This window comes from Clostridium septicum (genome assembly GCF_003606265.1).
Taxonomy (GTDB): Bacteria; Bacillota; Clostridia; order Clostridiales; family Clostridiaceae; genus Clostridium; species Clostridium septicum.
Genome location: NZ_CP023671.1, coordinates 519,608 through 538,137 on the forward strand (window position 1 = coordinate 519,608; position 18,530 = coordinate 538,137).

At 27.7% G+C, this 18,530-nt stretch carries 16 protein-coding genes; 2 read left to right on the top strand and 14 right to left on the bottom strand.

Annotated features, from left to right (window positions below; translation table 11 throughout):
- Positions 1 to 27: 27 nt before the first annotated feature.
- The 5 genes from dnaK to CP523_RS02295 all read right to left on the bottom strand — a co-directional run bounded on the left by dnaK (position 28) and on the right by CP523_RS02295 (position 5,295).
- Positions 28 to 1,881 carry a molecular chaperone DnaK gene (gene dnaK, locus CP523_RS02275; RefSeq protein ID WP_066674015.1) on the bottom strand — a complete coding sequence of 618 codons (1,854 nt, stop codon included), beginning with the start codon at positions 1,879 to 1,881 and terminating at the stop codon, positions 28 to 30.
- Between the two features lie 47 nt (positions 1,882 to 1,928).
- Positions 1,929 to 2,543 (bottom strand): nucleotide exchange factor GrpE, encoded by a 615-nt coding sequence (gene grpE / locus CP523_RS02280; protein WP_066674014.1) that lies wholly within the window; start codon positions 2,541 to 2,543, stop codon positions 1,929 to 1,931.
- Positions 2,544 to 2,563: 20 nt separating this feature from the next.
- Positions 2,564 to 3,595, bottom strand: coding sequence for a heat-inducible transcriptional repressor HrcA (hrcA, locus tag CP523_RS02285; protein ID WP_066674013.1), 1,032 nt, complete (start codon positions 3,593 to 3,595; stop codon positions 2,564 to 2,566).
- 168 nt (positions 3,596 to 3,763) lie between these two features.
- Entirely contained in the window at positions 3,764 to 4,897 is a 1,134-nt protein-coding gene (hemW, locus tag CP523_RS02290) for a radical SAM family heme chaperone HemW (protein WP_066674012.1), read from the bottom strand.
- A gap of 128 nt (positions 4,898 to 5,025) precedes the next feature.
- Positions 5,026 to 5,295: a hypothetical protein gene (locus CP523_RS02295; protein ID WP_066674010.1), complete on the bottom strand. Its 270-nt coding sequence runs from the start codon at positions 5,293 to 5,295 to the stop codon at positions 5,026 to 5,028.
- Positions 5,296 to 5,460: 165 nt separating this feature from the next.
- Here CP523_RS02295 and CP523_RS02300 point away from each other — a divergent pair, with 165 nt between their 5' ends.
- A complete protein-coding gene (locus CP523_RS02300; protein WP_066674008.1) occupies positions 5,461 to 6,369 on the top strand; it encodes a patatin-like phospholipase family protein in 909 nt (302 codons plus the stop codon).
- A gap of 64 nt (positions 6,370 to 6,433) precedes the next feature.
- Here the strand turns inward: CP523_RS02300 and lepA are convergent, their stop codons facing one another.
- From lepA to gpr, 4 genes are all read right to left on the bottom strand, one after another.
- On the bottom strand, positions 6,434 to 8,239 hold the full coding sequence (lepA, locus tag CP523_RS02305; protein WP_066674005.1) for a translation elongation factor 4: 1,806 nt from the start codon (positions 8,237 to 8,239) through the stop codon (positions 6,434 to 6,436).
- Positions 8,240 to 8,353: 114 nt separating this feature from the next.
- Complete coding sequence (locus tag CP523_RS02310) at positions 8,354 to 8,917, bottom strand: hypothetical protein (protein WP_066674004.1); 564 nt, start codon at positions 8,915 to 8,917, stop codon at positions 8,354 to 8,356.
- A gap of 63 nt (positions 8,918 to 8,980) precedes the next feature.
- Complete coding sequence (locus CP523_RS02315) at positions 8,981 to 10,039, bottom strand: stage II sporulation protein P (RefSeq protein WP_120141036.1); 1,059 nt, start codon at positions 10,037 to 10,039, stop codon at positions 8,981 to 8,983.
- A 201-nt stretch (positions 10,040 to 10,240) separates the two neighbouring features.
- A complete protein-coding gene (gene gpr / locus CP523_RS02320; RefSeq protein WP_066674002.1) occupies positions 10,241 to 11,215 on the bottom strand; it encodes a GPR endopeptidase in 975 nt (324 codons plus the stop codon).
- Between the two features lie 175 nt (positions 11,216 to 11,390).
- Between gpr and rpsT the strand changes: the two genes are divergently transcribed.
- The gene (gene rpsT / locus CP523_RS02325; protein WP_066673998.1) at positions 11,391 to 11,654 is read left to right on the top strand and encodes a 30S ribosomal protein S20; all 264 of its coding nucleotides are present in this window, start codon (positions 11,391 to 11,393) and stop codon (positions 11,652 to 11,654) included.
- 46 nt (positions 11,655 to 11,700) lie between these two features.
- Here the strand turns inward: rpsT and holA are convergent, their stop codons facing one another.
- From holA to spoVAD, 5 genes are all read right to left on the bottom strand, one after another.
- Positions 11,701 to 12,732: a DNA polymerase III subunit delta gene (gene holA / locus CP523_RS02330; RefSeq protein WP_066673995.1), complete on the bottom strand. Its 1,032-nt coding sequence runs from the start codon at positions 12,730 to 12,732 to the stop codon at positions 11,701 to 11,703.
- Between the two features lie 15 nt (positions 12,733 to 12,747).
- A complete protein-coding gene (locus CP523_RS02335; RefSeq protein ID WP_227909587.1) occupies positions 12,748 to 14,178 on the bottom strand; it encodes a ComEC/Rec2 family competence protein in 1,431 nt (476 codons plus the stop codon).
- Between the two features lie 281 nt (positions 14,179 to 14,459).
- Positions 14,460 to 16,964 (bottom strand): P-type ATPase actuator domain-containing protein, encoded by a 2,505-nt coding sequence (locus tag CP523_RS02340; protein ID WP_066673993.1) that lies wholly within the window; start codon positions 16,962 to 16,964, stop codon positions 14,460 to 14,462.
- A 148-nt stretch (positions 16,965 to 17,112) separates the two neighbouring features.
- On the bottom strand, positions 17,113 to 17,469 hold the full coding sequence (gene spoVAE / locus CP523_RS02345; protein ID WP_066673991.1) for a stage V sporulation protein AE: 357 nt from the start codon (positions 17,467 to 17,469) through the stop codon (positions 17,113 to 17,115).
- Between the two features lie 20 nt (positions 17,470 to 17,489).
- Positions 17,490 to 18,518, bottom strand: a complete 1,029-nt coding sequence (gene spoVAD / locus CP523_RS02350; protein WP_066673990.1) for a stage V sporulation protein AD — start codon at positions 18,516 to 18,518, stop codon at positions 17,490 to 17,492.
- Between the last annotated feature and the right edge of the window lie 12 nt (positions 18,519 to 18,530).

Here is an 18,530-nt window from a genome sequence, read left to right on the forward strand (position 1 = left end):
TATAACCAGTCTAGTTTCTTGTTACAACTATTTATCTTCTTTTACTTCAAAATCTGCATCTACTACATTGTCATCATGAGCTGCTCCTTGATTAGCTCCACCCATATTATTTGGATCAAATCCTGCATTAGCTCCACCATTAGCATTTGCATCAGCATAAACTTTTGATGATATTGCATAGAATTCTTGAGTTAATTCCTCCATAGTCTTCTTAATAGCTTCTGTATCATCACCATCTTTAATCTTGTTTAATTCTTCAAGCTTAGCTTCTACTTTAGCCTTATCTTCTGGTGATACTTTATCTCCTAACTCTTCTAAAGTCTTTTGAGTTTGATAAGCTACTTGATCTGCATTATTTTTAACTTCGATTTTTTCTTTTCTCTTCTTATCTTCTTCTGCAAATTTTTCTGCTTCTTTTACAGCTGATTCTACTTCACTTTCACTTAAATTAGTTGATGCTGTAATTGTGATGTTAGCTTCTTTATTAGTAGCCTTATCAACAGCTGATACTTTAACTAATCCATTAGCATCTATATCAAAAGTAACTTCTATTTGAGGAATTCCTCTTGGAGCTGGTGCAATTCCTGATAAAGTAAATCTACCTAGAGTCTTATTGTCAGCTGCCATTTGTCTTTCACCTTGAACTACATGTATTTCAACTGATGTTTGACCATCTGCTGCTGTTGAGAATGTTTGACTCTTCTTAGCTGGAATTGTAGTATTTCTTTCTATAAGTGCAGTTGCAACTCCACCTAATGTTTCAATTCCAAGTGTTAATGGTGTAACATCTAGTAATAATACATCTTTAACTTCTCCAGTTAGTACACCTGCTTGAATAGCTGCTCCTACTGCAACACATTCATCTGGGTTAACACCCTTTGAAGGTTCTTTTCCAGTAAAGTTTTTAACTGCTTCTTGAACTGCTGGAATTCTTGTTGATCCACCAACTAATATTACTTTATCTATATCACTTAATGAAAGATTTGCATCTGCTAAAGCTTTCTTCATTGGTTCTATTGATCTTTGAACTAAATCATGAGTTATTTCATTAAATTTAGCTCTAGTTAGATTCATATCAATATGCTTTGGACCAGTTGCATCTGCAGTGATGAAAGGTAAGTTTATATTAGTTTGCATTGATGATGATAATTCAATTTTAGCTTTTTCAGAAGCTTCTTTTAGTCTTTGAAGTGACATTTTATCATTTCTTAAATCAATTCCATTTTCTGCTTTAAATGTATCAGCAATGTAGTTCATGATCTTTTCATCAAAGTCATCTCCACCTAGCTTAGTATCTCCATTTGTTGATAATACTTCAAATACACCATCTCCAAGTTCAAGAATTGATACGTCGAAAGTACCACCACCTAGGTCATAAACAAATATTTTTTGGTTTGTATCCATTTTATCTAAACCATAAGCTAAAGATGCAGCTGTTGGTTCATTTATTATTCTTAAAACTTCTAAGCCAGCTATTCTACCAGCATCCTTAGTCGCTTGTCTTTCTGAGTCATTAAAATATGCTGGAACAGTTATTACTGCTTGTGTTACAGGTTCTCCTAAGTAACTTTCTGCATCAGCCTTAATTTTTTGAAGTACCATTGCTGATATTTCTTGTGGTGAGTAATCTTTTCCATCTATACTAACTTTATAATTAGTTCCCATATGTCTCTTAATTGATATTATTGTTTTATCTGGGTTTGTAATCGCTTGTCTTTTAGCTACTTGCCCTACTAATCTTTCTCCATTTGCTTGGAATGAAACTACTGATGGAGTAGTTCTTGCTCCTTCTGAGTTACTTATTACTACTGGTTCTCCACCTTCCATAACTGCTACACATGAATTAGTTGTTCCTAAATCAATTCCTATAATTTTTCCCATAATTTATTCCTCCTAAACTTTTATGAATTAATTCTTCTTTTAATTTATTAGTTGGCTACTTTAACCATTGTATATCTAATAACTTTATCGCCTCTTTTATATCCCTTTTGGAATACTTCTGCTACCATATTAGCTTCAAGATTTTCATCTTGAACATGCATTACAGCTTGATGTAAATTAGGATCAAATTCTCCTGTTGCATCTATTTCTTCTACACCTAGCTTTTCAAAAGATCCTGAAACTCCTTTTATAGTCATTTCAATCCCCTTTTTAACATCTTCAATACTTCCATCAGCAAGAAGTGCTCTTTCAAGATTATCTAAAACAGGTAACATTTCTTTTAATACATCTGTACAAGCATCTGTGTATATTCCTTCTTTTTCCTTAATTGTTCTTTTTCTGTAATTTTCGTATTCTGCTGATATTCTTAATAATCTATCTTTTAAAGCTTCAACTTCATTACTTAACTTTTTATTATCTTCTTTTAATTTTTTCATTGTTTTTAATGGATTCCATCCATCTTTGCTTTCTTTTTCTTCTGGAATATTTTCTTCTGAAGATTCATCTTGACAAGAATCACACTCTTCTACTTCTATATCATTTTCTTCTACTTCTATATTCTCATCTTTGACTTCCTCTTTAAACTCTTTGTTATCTTCCACAACAACACCTCATCTCTATTTTATTCGATAATTTGATTTCTAAGGCTTCTATTTAACTCTTTCATAACCTGACCCATTATTGCAATTACCTTTGAATAATTTATTCTTCTTGGGCCTATTAATCCTATAGTTCCTATTGGTCTTCCATCTAAAGAATATTCCGCTGAAATTACAGAACATTCTTTTGCTTCAGGAAAATAGTTTTCTTCTCCAATTTTTATAGATATACCTTCTGGAGATTCTAAAAGTTCTATTACACAATCCTTGTCATTTATTAAAGATAGGATTTCTTTAGCCTTCTCTATATCGTTATATTCTGGATAATTGAAAATATTTGTTGCTCCTTCTACCAATATATCTGAATGATTAACTTCTTTAAGAGTTTCATATAATGCTGGTAAAATTGCATTAAATAATTCATCATACCCCTCTAACTCATTTTTTAAATTGTTTATTACTTCTAAGTTAATCTCTTCTATAGTCAAATTTTTCAATCTTAGATTTAAAATTTCGTTTATTCTTTGAAGAGTTTCTATTTCTGGCATTTCACTAACTCTTATTCTATGATTTTTAATAACTCCACTATCAGCCACTATTACTGAAACTAAATTATAACTATCTATTACAAGTAGTTGAATAGATTTTATATAACTTCTTTTAACTGAAGGAGTCTCAACAATACAAGTTAGATTTGTAAGCTCTGAAAGTAATGAACATGCTTGCTTTACTATTTTATCAACTTCATACATTGCAGAATTAATTATATATTCCTTGATTTTAAGTTCTTCTTCTCTACTTAAAGCTTCTGCATTCATTAATTTATCTACATATAATCTATACCCTTTATTTGAAGGTATTCTACCTGATGATGTATGAGGTTGTTCTAGATAACCCATCTCTTCTAAATCGGCCATTTCATTTCTTATGGTTGCAGAACCAACTCCAAGGTTATATCTTTTTGCTATTGTTCTTGAACCAACAGGTTCTCCTGTCATTATATAATCATTAATGATAGCCTGAAGTATTTTTATTTTTCTTTCATCAATAGCCATGACATCACCTCTATCTGTTAGCACTCATTAATGTCGAGTGCTAATGACTACAATATCAATATATTCCTTATAGTTTTTTTTGTCAATTTGATAATTTTTAAAATTAAATGATCTAGTGCCAATATTATAACTTATATTTTTCTTTCTTTTAAATTCTCACTATTTCTTTTACTTTCTATCAATTATAAAATCACTCATTACAACATTAGATAATTCAACTCCTTTAGAAGTTAATCTTAATATATTATTATCTTCTTCTAATAATCCCATAGATATATTTTTATCTATTATTTCGTTATATATACTTCTAATATTTCTTCCAAATCTTAATTCAAATTCTCTTTTACATACACCTTCTATTAATCTAAGACCCATAAACATAAATTCCTCTATATCATCTTCTATGGAATTTTTTAATTTTTCTTCAACTACACTTTCGTTGTTATTAATTCTTTTGATATACTCTTTAACTTTATCTATATTTTTAAATCTATACTCATCTAAAAATGAACTTGCCGATGTTCCAACTCCTAAATAAGGCTTACATTGCCAATAAACTTTATTATGTAAACATTCGTATCCTTCCTTTGAATAATTTGATATTTCGTATTGTTTATATCCATGTGATTTTAATATTTCCTTAGTCATAGAGTACATTTCTCTTTCATCTTCTTCTGAGGGTAAATTTAATTTATCTTTATTCCACATATTATAAAAACAAGTTCCCTCTTCTATAATTAAGCTGTATGAAGAAATATGTTCTGGTTTAATGTTAGCTATAGTTTCTAATGACTCTTTCCAATGACTAATTTTTTGATTTGGCAATCCAAACATTAAATCAACATTTATATTCTTAAATCCTATTTTTCTCGCTAAATTAAAGTTTTCTACAAACTCTCTATAAGTATGAATTCTTCCAATTGATTTTAGTAAAGAATCTTGAACAGCTTGAAGTCCTATACTTATTCTATTAACTCCACCTAAAAACATAGTTTTTAGCTTTTCCTCATCTAATGATCCTGGATTACATTCCATTGAAAATTCCATATTTTTAGTTTTGTTAAGTTTATTAATTGAATTAAGAAGCTTTTCTATTTGATTTTTATTCAAATAAGATGGTGTTCCACCACCTATAAATATACTGCTTATTAAATATTCTTTAGCTTTTTCCTGAATCTCCATACATAAAGCATCTACATAGTCATCCATAAGATTTTCTAATGATGCATAAGATGGAAAATCGCAATATAAACACTTTTGCTTACAAAAAGGTATATGTATGTATAATGCTATTTCTTTCATTTCTCTATTCTCTCTTTCATTTAAGCTTATTTTATTATTATAATATACTAATTATAATCATTTATCTAATGAAAAGAATCCTTATTATTAAGAATTCTTTCCATTTAATTTAATATAAGATTAACAATTTAAATTTCTATTAAATCTATATTAATTGCGTTATGAAAAATTAAATCTCTCTGTACTCTATCAATTTTAGAATTTATCTTTAATCCATCTAGTTCTATTGTAATTTTAGAATTTAATCCATGTCTTGCTATATAAGTATCTAATTTATGACCTACCATTGAAATTGGAATTATATCTCCATTTTTTCTTTTTAATGTTCCTGTAGAGTAGCCTTTATTTCTCATAACTTTTCCTTTAATTTTAACATCTCTGAAATCTGCTTTTATCATAATATCTCCCACCTTTAAATAATTATTTAATCATAATAAAATATATTTATTTAATTAGTAAATAATTACACTTGTTACTATTAATTAATATTTTTAAAAATCCTAATAACACTCTTTATGTATTTGAATAATTTAATTATATAGTCATATAAAGGAGCATATAAATTGAATCCATTAAAAATAGTTTCCTTTGATGGTGGTGGAATTAAAGGTGCATTATCTATTCGTATATTCAAAAGACTATGTTATCAATATCCAACATTATTAGATAATATAGATTTATTTGCTGGTACATCAACAGGCTCTCTAATTGCATTATCTTTAGCTAGCGGTCTTTCTGTAAATGAAGTTGATAATTTATATAGTTACGAAATAACTAGCAAAATCTTTTCTAATCCTAGTTTTAATTTATTCAAACCTAAATTTAGTAATAAAAATTTAAAATCTATTTTATTAAACTACTTTCCTAATAATTTGACATTAAAAAATTTACCTAAATATGTTTGTATTCCTTCATTTAATGTTAATGGGTTTACTAAAAACCAATGGGAACCTGTATTTTTTAATAATTTAACTGATAATAAAACTATAAATTACAACATAATAGATGTTGCTCTTGCTAGTTCTGCTGCACCTACATTTTTCCCATCCCATAAAAATTTTATTGATGGTGGTGTAGTTGCTAATTCTCCTACAACTATATCTATTTTTCATTGTATGAATGCTTTTCCTAACATAGATTTTAAAAATGATATAAAATTACTATCTATAGGTACAGGTGATAGTCCTTATAAAATTAAACAATCTACTAGTAACTGGGGAATATATAAGTGGTCATTCCATCCATTTGCGAAAATGCACTCACCTATTGTTTCATTAGTTATGGATGGTATGTGCGATTTAGATGATATGTATTGTAATATCTTGTTAAAAAATAATTATTTTAGAATTAACCCTAAAGTATCTAAACTTATAGAAATGGATGATTATAATTTTGTCCCTTATCTAAAATTTTTAGCTGATAATATAGATTTATCTGACTTGTTTGAATTTATTGAATCTAAATTTTTTTAGTAAAATAAAAAAGATATTAAGTTTGTAAATTACAAACTTAATATCTTTTTTAAAGTTAACTTTATTAATCTACTTTAAGTACTGCCATAAATGCTTCTTGTGGAACTTCTACAGATCCCACTTGTCTCATTCTCTTCTTTCCTTCTTTTTGCTTTTCAAGAAGTTTCTTCTTTCTTGAAATATCTCCACCGTAGCATTTAGCAAGTACGTCTTTTCTCATTGCTTTAACTGTTTCTCTTGCTATAATCTTTGATCCTACCGCTGCTTGAATTGGAACTTCAAACATTTGTCTTGGAATTATTTCCTTTAGCTTTTCTGCTATTCCTCTTCCTTTATCATAAGCCCTTTCTTTAGGAACTATCATAGATAAAGCATCTACTACATCTCCATTTAACATTATATCAAGTTTTACAAGCTCTGTTCTTGTATATCCTTTGAATTCATAATCTAATGATGCATATCCTCTAGTTCTTGATTTTAATGTATCAAAGAAGTCATATACTATTTCATTTAATGGAATTTCATAATTTATAGACACTCTTGTTTCTTCTAAATATTGCATATCAATAAAAGTTCCTCTTCTTTCTTGACACAATTCCATTACTGCCCCAACATAATCTGATGGAGAAATTATACTTCCTCTAACTACTGGTTCTTCCATATAATCTATTTCTGTAGCTGGTGGAAGATTTGTTGGATTTGTAAGTTCTATTACTTCACCATTAGTTTTTATAACCTTATAAATAACTGATGGCGCTGTGGTAATAATATCTAAATTAAATTCTCTTTCTATTCTCTCTTGTATTATTTCCATATGTAATAAACCTAAGAATCCACATCTAAATCCAAAACCTAAAGCTATTGAGGTCTCTGGTTCAAAATTTAAAGCTGCATCATTTATTTGTAATTTTTCTAATGCATCTTTAAGTTCTTGATATTTAGCTCCATCCACTGGATAAATACCTGAATAAACCATAGGTATAGCTGGCTTATATCCTTCTAATGCTGCATCAGTTGGTCTATCTGCTTCTGTTATAGTATCACCAACTCTTGCATCTCTTACATTTTTTATTGAAGCTGCTATATATCCAACATCTCCAGCTCTTAATTCTGAAATTGGAAGTAATTTAGGTGTAAACACCCCAACTTCTGTTACTTCATAAACTTTATTAGTAGCCATTAGTTTTATTTTAGTTCCTGGTTTTACTATGCCATCTTTAATTCTTACATATGAAACAACACCCTTATAGCTATCATAATAAGAGTCAAATATTAAAGCCTTAAGTGGAGCTTCCTCATCTCCTGTTGGAGCTGGAACCTTTTCAACTATACTTTCTAGTACGTCTCCTATATTTAATCCAGTCTTTGCTGATATTAAAGGCGCATCATGAGCTTCAATTCCTATAACATCTTCTATTTCTTGCATTATCTCTTCCGGTCTTGCTGATGGTAAATCAACTTTATTTATAACTGGAGCTATTTCTAAATCATTATTTAAAGCTAAATAACAATTTGCTAAAGTTTGAGCTTGAACTCCTTGAGTTGCATCTACAACAAGTACAGCTCCTTCACAAGCTGCTAGACTTCTTGAAACTTCATATGTAAAATCCACATGACCTGGAGTATCTATAAGATTTAATATATACTCTTCTCCATCTTCTCTTTTATATATAAGTCTTGCTGCTTGAGACTTAATTGTAATTCCTCTTTCTCTTTCTAACTCCATATTATCTAAAATTTGCTCTTCCATTTCTCTTTGAGTAAGGGTTCCTGTAGCTTCTAATAATCTATCTGCTAGGGTTGACTTACCATGGTCTATATGTGCAACAATTGAAAAATTCCTAATACGCTCTTGTCTATTACTATTCATATATCTAAACTATTAATAAAAATCTATTAATAGTTATTTCACCCCCATTATAATTAAAATCAGCTAAATTATATCACAAAGTCTACATTCTATGTCAAGTAAAAGTATTTAAAGCTATTCTACTGAGCTTTTCTTATTTATATTTTCACCTTCTGTATTCTTTTTTTCATCTATATTAATATTACTGCCTTCATTCTCTTCTTTGTTTATATTTTTCTCTTCTTTCTTAATATTCTTATTCTGTGACTTTTCTTCTTCTCTTTCTTTTATAAAGTCATCTACAATATTATCTAACTGATTATTAGTATTTTCATTATTCTTCTTTAGTTTTCCATCAATTTTATTCTTTATACTATTAAAACTATTGGAAAATTTATAAACAACTTCATAAAATCCTTTTACAAATGGATTTTCTTTTTTTACTCTAAATTCATTATTATAAACTTTTATAGTAGTATTATCATCATCATCTTTTGGTACATATATTTTTACCATTGCATTATCTCTTATAAATTCTTCAAAATCTTTTCCAAACTCTTTACTAACCATAGCATAATTGTCTGCTCCATCACCAGTTGGAGATAATGCTTTAGTTGTTTCTATATTTACACTTGTAAATCCTAATACAATTATTATTGTAAATATTATCGCTCCTAAAATAAATTTCTTTAAAGACAAAAATAAGCACCCCCTAAAATTTTATATTTATAAGGATGCTCATATCTTTAATGTTTTATTCAATTATTGTCTATTTAAATGTTCTGCTAATACTCTTGCTATATATTTTGCTGTTAATTTTGCTTCTTGTGCAGTATTTGTATTAAAACCAACCTCTATTAATACAGAGTTATCACTTAATCCTTGATTAAATGCATTTTTACCTATTTCATATGTCCAAATATTTCTAGTTATTTCAGGGTATAATGATGTAGCTATTCCGTATAGCTTATCTGAAAGTGCTTTGTTAGCCTCATATCGTGTACTATTCTCTGCCCTAACAAACATAAACTTTGCTAACTCTTGTCCATTTATGCTACCTGTTACTTTTTTTCCAGGATCAAGAGAATCCCTATGCAAATCAATTACTAATTTAAAATCTCCATACTTATTTAAATACTTTTGCACTGTTTCATTAGATCTATTATAGCTATCATTATATTCAATACTATGATTTGTCTTATCATGAACTACTGATATACCATATCCTTCTTCTAATTCTTTAGCTAAAATATCACCAACACCTACTACATTAAAATTACTATCTGTTGTATCTTTTCCTGCCTCAGCATAATTTTCAGTTGTATGAGTATGATATATAAGCACTTCCGGTTTAGAATTATCTAATGTTTTTTTCAAACTTGGATCGTATGCATCACTTACTTTATTAAGTTCTGCTATTTCCTCTGGTGTAAGTTTTGCTATACTATTATCCTTTAAACTAAATGGTGTTAAACCAACGATAGATTTATTTTGTACACAGTCTCCTGCTACTTCTTTAAAAAGAGTTAATTCTTTTCCTACTATAGACTGCGCATTTATATTTCCTAATCCTAATGCTTGTATTATTATTTTTTCTATTGATAACTTATTTTCAGCAAAATCTTCTTTATTATACACCTGAGTTTCTACTATCGGCATAGAAAAATTTAAAAGTTGTACATATGCGTACCCGCCTCTTTCATAATATTTATCGACAACACCTAAAGCCCTTATAAAAAATACTAAAATTGCTATAATCATTAGTATGTATCCTATATTAAACTTACTACCTTCTTTAGATTTTGATTTTCTTCTTCCCATTACGTTAACAGCTCTTCGTCCTCTTAATTCATACACAGTAACTCCCCCTCACATAATATATATATTTATTGGGTTACTTAATTATTAATATTTTTTATTAATATTTTTGTAGATATTAATTTTTTACAAAACTTAAATTAAAAATACTTCTTACTATACAATATGTATATATAAGAAGTATTATAATTAGTAATATAGTATTTAATTCATAAATTTATTTATATCTTCCATATCTAAATTAGGTTGAATAGCCATATTTATTCCATTTGATATTATTTTAGACAAAGAGTCTATAACAGTATCAACTTCTTTTGGTGTTACCATTAAATCTCCTACAAATGGATTTAATATTTCTTTTATTAAAGCACTTTTCTCAATCTTATCTACTGACTTCAACATATTATAAAATTCTTTACCAGTTTCAGCTTTACCTATAAGTTCATCTAACAAAAGATCCATAGTATCATTAGCTATTGTAGCTGCATCAACAACCGTTGGAACTCCTATAGCAATGACTTTTACACCTAAACTATCTTTGTTTATTTTCATTCTATGGTTTCCAACTCCTGCTCCTGGTGATATCCCTGTATCTCCTATTTGTATTGTTCTGTTTACTCTTTCTAGTTTTCTTGATCCAAGAGCATCTATACAAATAACTAAATCTGGTTTAATTTTATCTACTAATGATTTTACAACTTCCCCAGTCTCTATTCCCGTAACTCCAAGAACTCCTGGAGCAATACAACATACTGGTCTTACAGAATCATCTATTGCATCTGGCATAACTTGTTTTAAATGTCTTGTTACCATTATTTTTTCTGTTACCTTTGGCCCTAAAGCATCTGGTGTTACCTTCCAATTTCCAAGGCCTACTACCAAAGCTGTTTTCTCTTCTGAAATATCAACTAATCTTCTTAATACATTTGCAACTACTTTAGAAACTTTATCCATAGACTCTCCATCATAATGAGTAAACTCTGGAAAATCTATAGTAATATAATTTCCTGCTGGCTTTCCAAGTTTTTCTCCAGCCTCGTCAGTTTCTATTGTTACTGTTGTAATTTTTATATCATCTTCCTTTTCTTCTTCAACAATAACACCATCCAGTTCCTTTTTATTTTCTTCAGTATACATATCCCTTGCTTCTATTGCTAAATCAGTTCTTACATTTATCATAAAAAAACCTCCAATTTTTCTTCCATCCTTCTTATTTTTCCTTAATGTTTTAATTTAATACTTGAACTTACAAACTTTCAATGATATAATCTACTATGTTAAAAAACAAACTCGAACGCAGATTTCCCCAAAGCTGCAAAGAGACCCTATAAAATCTTAAGGGGGTGAAATAGAGATGGCAAACATTAAATCAGCAAAAAAGAGAATTAAAGTTACAGAAGCTAAAACTGCTCAAAACAGAATGATAAAATCAGCTTTAAAAACTGCTATAAAGAAGTTTGAAGCTGCTGTTTCTGCAAACAATGCAGACGAAGCTAACGTTCTTTTCCCTAAGGCTGTTAAAGCTTTAGATATGGCTGCTCAAAAAGGAGTATGTCATAAGAACATGGTAGCTAGAAAGAAGTCAAGATTAGCTGCAAAGTTAAACGCTATGGCGTAATAAAATAAAAGCCGGTCCATTGGACCGGCTATTATTTTGCATAATTTTACTTAATCATAAATGATTTAAACAGCATAATCTCCATTTCTGTTTGTTTATCTACATTTGAAGATTTTATTCTTTTTTCTGTTTCTAAGCAAAGCTTCATTAGTTCTTGTAATTGCTTAACAGTAAATTTACTACATTGTCCCATAAGTTTTTCTACTATAAATGTTGGCAATCTAAATTTACTTGCAAGTTCATCTACTCTTTTCCCTTTGCTAATTAAAATTTTCATTTCATATAACCTTTTAAAGTTATTTTCTATATTAGTTATTATTAACATATGCTGATCTGCTTTAAATAAAAGTTCATCCATTAAATCTATAGCTTTTTCAGCTTTTCTTTGAGAAATTAAATCTACTAAATCAAAAATATCATCTTCACTTTTATTTTGAATTAATTTATCTATGTCTCTTTTAGTAATTGCTCTTCCATTTGTATAAAGTACTAATTTATCTACTTCTCTCTTTATAATGTCAAAATTATTTTGTACTTTTTCAGCAAAATATCTTAATTCAATTTTCCCTATTTCCCCACCACTTTTTTTAAAAACTTCTTCTATTTTTCTATAATATCTGTCCTTTTTTAACTTATCACAATATACAATCTTTGATACTTTTTCTAGTGTTGATAGTTTTTTATTCTTTTTAGGAGTATCTCTTTTATCGCTAAATAAATAATACATTATAAGTATAGTATGAGAAGGTAGATCTTTTAAGTAAGCTGATACTTCTTTGTAAGTCTTAGAATTAGAACTATCACTTTTTTCTTTTAAAAAATTAGCTCTATAAATAACAACAACCTTTTTCTCTCCTAAAAACGGCATAGTTTCACATGCATTTATTATCTCATCTATGGTAGTTATCATTCCATCTAGCCTTATATAATTTAAATCTAAAAAATTTTTATCTAAAACTTTATTTACTATTTTTTCAATTCCTTCTTTAATTAATTCCTCATCTAAACCACAAAATATATATGAATTATCTACTTGCCCCTTTTTAACTTCATTTTCTAATCCATCTAAATTTATCAAGATAATCCACCTTTCTTAATCTAAAATTAAAACTCTACTTGGAAAAATTAAAACTTCATCAAAATCTCCATTTCTAAAATTTATTATATCATAATCTGATTTAAAATTCTTTTTAGTTAACAATAACAAATATTTTTTCCCGTTATTATTTAATAAAAAATTACCTCCCTCTTTATTTAAAGAAAGATTATTTCCAATCATTAATTTTTCATTATTTTTATATATTCTTTTAGCTAAAGAAATTTTTTTAATTTTATTTAAATCTACATCTTTTTTCAAAGTATGCAATATACGATCACCTTTATATGATAATAAAATAGCTCCATCTTTATAATATTTAATTTTAGGAATAGGACTATATATTATTATTGAAATATATATTAAAGCTAATACAGGTAAATATATAAAACTTTTAAATCCTTTCTTATAAAAATAAATAGTTATTATAAAAAATATATAAAATAAAGCTATATTTTCATTTAAATAAGTAACTGAAGGAAATATGTCTATTAACATATCAGTTATATTATCTAACCATAAGGTTACATAATATGTTATAAAACATATATAATTAAATATATTTGGTAAAAATAAAGTAATAGATAATAAATTACCAAGAATAACTACAATACTTATTAGTGGTGAAATTAATAGATTTCCAATTATAAAACCTAAGGAAAACTCTTGAAAATAAATTAGAAGAACAGGAAATGTAAAAATTTGAGCTGAAATGCATATAGATATTCCTTCTCTAATATATTTAGGGAATTTATATAAAATTTTATTTATTTTTTTATTAAATAGTATTATCCCTAATGTAGCAAAAAAAGATAACTGAAATCCTACTTCAAAAACACTACTTGGATTATAAATAAGCAAAATACTTCCAGCTAAAGATAAGGCTGTTAGTGGATTATAATTTCTTCTTAATGGAATAGCTAAACTCATACATAATAACATTATATAGGCTCTTATTGTAGATAAAGATGATCCTGTGAATATAACATATATAAAGGCTATAACTGGAGCTACTGATTTACTAAAAAGTTTTATAAGAACACCATAGACAATGGCCATATGGAGCCCAGAAACTGCAATAACATGCATAACTCCTAAAGCTTTCATATCACTTTTATCTTCATTATCTAAAAACTCTCTATATCCAAAAGAAATAGATGTAATTAAAGCAGCTCTTCTTTCACCTAATTTCTTTTTTATCTTATTAAATATATATTCTCTTAATCTATATATTTTAGTTTTAAAATCATCATTTATCTTTTCATATTTTTTTATTTCATAGGTTCCTAAATTCCCCTTAGAAGCTCTTTTATCTTTTAAAAACTTACCTTGTGCAAATATCCTTTCACCTATCTTTACTTCCTTAAGATTTCCCTCTAAATATAACTCTCTACCCTTTACTTCTCCTATCCCTCCATAATAATTCAAAGAATTAACCCTTACAATCTCTATATTTTTGGGCGTATATCCATAATAAAAGATATTATTGAATAATGATATTATATAAAATATAATTATAATTAGAAAAAAACTTAAATTTTTATAAAAATAAATTAATATAAAGAAACAGCTAGCTATTAATATAGCTAGCCATTTATATTTAGAATATATTTCATATGTTATGGAAGATAATATGAATATACAAAAAATATATATTAAATAATCCTTTTTATCTTGTAATTCCTTAAGATACATGGCATCACCTCTTATTATAAGTTTTGCCATCTTTTTATAATTATATCTCCTACAATAAAAGTAAATATAGTTGCAATTATTATAGCAATCATACTTGTACTATATATAGCTCCATTTAAAAAATATATAAAACCACCTATTAATGCATATATTAAAATAATTAATAATAGTAGTTTATTTCCTCTATTTATATTTCTAAAGCTAATTTTTGAATTTAGTAATGTATTAAATATTAAGATTCCACCTATTATCATAAATAATGCAAATTCATTTTCTTCTGGTAAAATAAATATAGCTCCTGAAACTAATACACTGATTAATCCAAGCTCTAAGAGCACTTTATGTTTCTTTATATCTACTTTTCTATACTCCATATTTAACAATATTATCGGTGTAAGTAATAAGAAATTCATTAATAATACATTATATTGTTTAAAAATAATTTTATCTGATAATAAGTAATTAAAGTTTAAAGCAAAAAGTTCAGCTATAATTCCTAAAACATATATACTTACTGCATTATTTATGCCATTAAATAAAGTCTTTCCTTCTTCAGTTAATTTATTAAACGCACTAATAATTCCTTTGTCACTATAAACATCACAACTCTTCTTAAAAAAGCCTGTTGCCTCCCCCTTAGCTACGCTAAAATCAGCTAAATTTACAATAGGCAATTCTCCTAAAGTTTCACCTTCACAAGCTATTTTAAAGCCATCCTCTCTAAAAACATTTACTATACTGGCCTTTAATGCTGGTGTCAACCTACAAAAAACCTTTGTTCTTGAAATAACTTTATAAAATTCATCTTTTCCTAAAGATTGTAATTCTATACCTGAAATTACTTCTTTAGATGATTTTATAAGCCCTACTTCTCTTCCTAATATTTCTCCTGAAATTTTATTTTCATCTGTAAATATTATTGGTAATACACCCTTTTCCTTTATTTCTTCTATTTCTACTGTAATTCCATCTACTAAAGGATTACTTAATGCTGCTAAGCCTACAAATACTAAATTACTTTCTATATTTTCAGATCTTGATGGCTCATAATTAAAACTTCTATATGCAAAAGCATCTGTTACTAAGCCTTCTCTCTTAAAAATCATATCTATCATTTTAATTTTATTTATATCTTCTGATGTAAGTTCTCTCTCAATTCCATTAACTAATATATGTGTACATACTTCTAATACACTTTCTAATGTTCCTCTAGTATTTGCCCTATATCCTTTATCACCCTTGTTTATTGTGGTATATATTTTTTTGCTAGAATCTCTTGCAACTTCAAATTTTCTTCTATTTTTTCTCTCTAAATCTAACTTATCCAAACGCCTTTCTCTAGCAAATTTTATATATGCTACTTCCAGCATATTTCCTTTTGACCATTCAGTATCCCCATTGTATTTTGCATTGTTACATAGCATTGATATATCTAATAATCTTTTATTATTTATATCTTTTATATCTATTTTTCCCTTTTCTATAATTTCCTCATTTGTATATATTTTTTCCAAATATAATTCCCTTTTTGTTATTGTTCCTGTCTTCTCTAAAAAAATAACTTTTATATCTTTTACTGAATCTAACGCTGAAAAATTAATTAAATCATAACCATCTAGTAATAATCTTCTTTTTGTTTCTTTTGTATATTTACTAATTAAATTTGGAAGTGCTATTGTTATTATGCAAAATATACCTACAAAAAATAATTCACTTTTCCCCTTAAAACTACCTGGCAATACTAAAGTAAAAATAACTTGTACTAAAATTAAACATATACATATCTTATATATTATATTTTCCACTTTAAAAAATAGCGATCTTTTGTTTAGTTTGGAATTGTTTATAACTGTTAACATTTTTCCTAGTCTAGTATTTCTTCCTGTTTCAACAACTATTCCTATTCCATTACCTTCCTTTATAACCGATCCCCTAAATAGCATATTATGTATTTCTCCTAGAGAAGCTACACTACCATCTAGCTTAGTCTCATACTTATCCTTTAATAAACTTTCTCCAGTTACATTTCTTTCATCTACTTTTAATCCTTCACTTTCGATTATTCTTATATCTGCTGATATAAATGAGTTTTTTCTGAATCTTACTATATCACCTTTTACTAGCTCTTCTGCTTCTATAATTCTTTCTATACCGTCTCGTAATACAGATACCTGTGAGGTATTTAAACTTTGTAATATTTCAATTTCTTTAGCCTTGGTAAATTCATAATATATTTTAAATATTAGATTATAAATAAATAGTAATGATGTTATAATTGCCATTATATTAAATTTATTTAATATAAATATTCCAATAATTATAAAATAAAAATATACATATTTTTCTTTTAAAAAACTTTTTAATATACCTATCCTTCTAATACTACCTGGAGTATCTATTTTATTATCCCCATACTTATCTCTTCTTAAAAGACACTCATCTGCTGATAACCCCTTATTTATATCACTTTCTAAGGACTCTACTAATTTTGTAGAGCTAGCACCATAATATGATTTCATATTTATTCTTATCCCTCGCCTTCCTACATAGATATTTTTATCATTTAATAAATTTATGAATTATATTAAAAAAGACATTAAAAATTACCTGACACTTTATAGTATAAATTGTCAGGTAACAAATATCAAATTATTCTATTTAATTATTTTAAGATTTAGTTTTAGGATTAAAAATACAAGCCATTATATAACCAAAAAATATAGCAGCTGTTATACCAGCAGCTGTTCCTGATATACCACCTGTAAATGCTCCTATTAATCCTTTTTCATTAACTGCTTTTATTGCTCCTTTAGCCAAGGAATTTCCGAATCCAGGTAAAGGAACAGAGGCACCTGCTCCTCCAATATCTATAAGTTTATCATATAAACCAAAAGCTCCTAGTATCGCTCCTAGAGTAACAAATATAACTAATATCCTTGCAGGTGTTAATTTTGTTGTGTCCATTAATATTTGCCCAACTACACAAATAAGTCCACCTATAATGAATGCATTTACAAATTGCATTAATATCCCTTCCTTTTTTCTTATTTTCCTTTATATTCAATTGCTACAGCATGTGCTATTCCTGGAATAGTTTCTCCTTGAAGAGATGAAGTTGTACTCATTAATGCTCCTGTTGATACCAATAGTACACTTTTAATCTCTTTTCTCATTAACTTTTTATAAAAACATCCAGATGCCACAACTGCTGAACATCCACATCCACTACCTCCAGCATCTGTATTTTGTACTACATCATCAAATATCATGTCTCCACAATCTACATAATTTTCTCTTATATCATAACCGTATTCCATCATTAACTTATTAGTTATTTCCTTACCTACTTTTCCTAAATCTCCTGTAGCTATTACATCATAAAATCCAGGTTGTCTTCCTGTATCTTTAAAATGTCTAACTAATGTATCTACTGCCGCTGGTGCCATAGCTGCTCCCATATTATTTGCATCCTTTATTCCATAATCTTTCACAACACCTGTTGTTACATAAGTTATTTCTGGAAAATTTCCATCTTTAGCAAGCAACATTGCTCCTGAACCAGTAACTGTCCATTGACAAGTTGCACATCTTTGGCAACCATATTCTAATGGAAATCTAAACTGTCTTTCAGCTGCACTAAAATGCGATGAAGTTGATGCAATTACATGATTTGCAAAGCCTCCATCCATCATCATAGCTGCAACACTTAAAGATTCAGCCATTGTTGAACATGCTCCGTAAAGTCCAAAAAAGGGTATATTAAGCTGTCTAGCTGCAAAAGAAGATGAAGTAATTTGATTTAATAAATCTCCTGCAAATAAATAATCTATATCTTCTTCTTTTAAATTTGTTCTGCCAAGAACGCCTCTTATTGCAGTATGCATCATATCACTTTCTGCTTTTTCGTAACTATCTTTACCACAAGTATCATCATTTAAAATTTCATCAAAATAATCTTTTAACGGTCCTTCACCTTCTTTAGGACCCACTATTGAATATGTAGCTATTATTTTGGGTGGATTACTTAATTTTACGGTATGTTTACCTACTTTTTTTGTATTTTGGTTGTTCATATTAAATTCCTC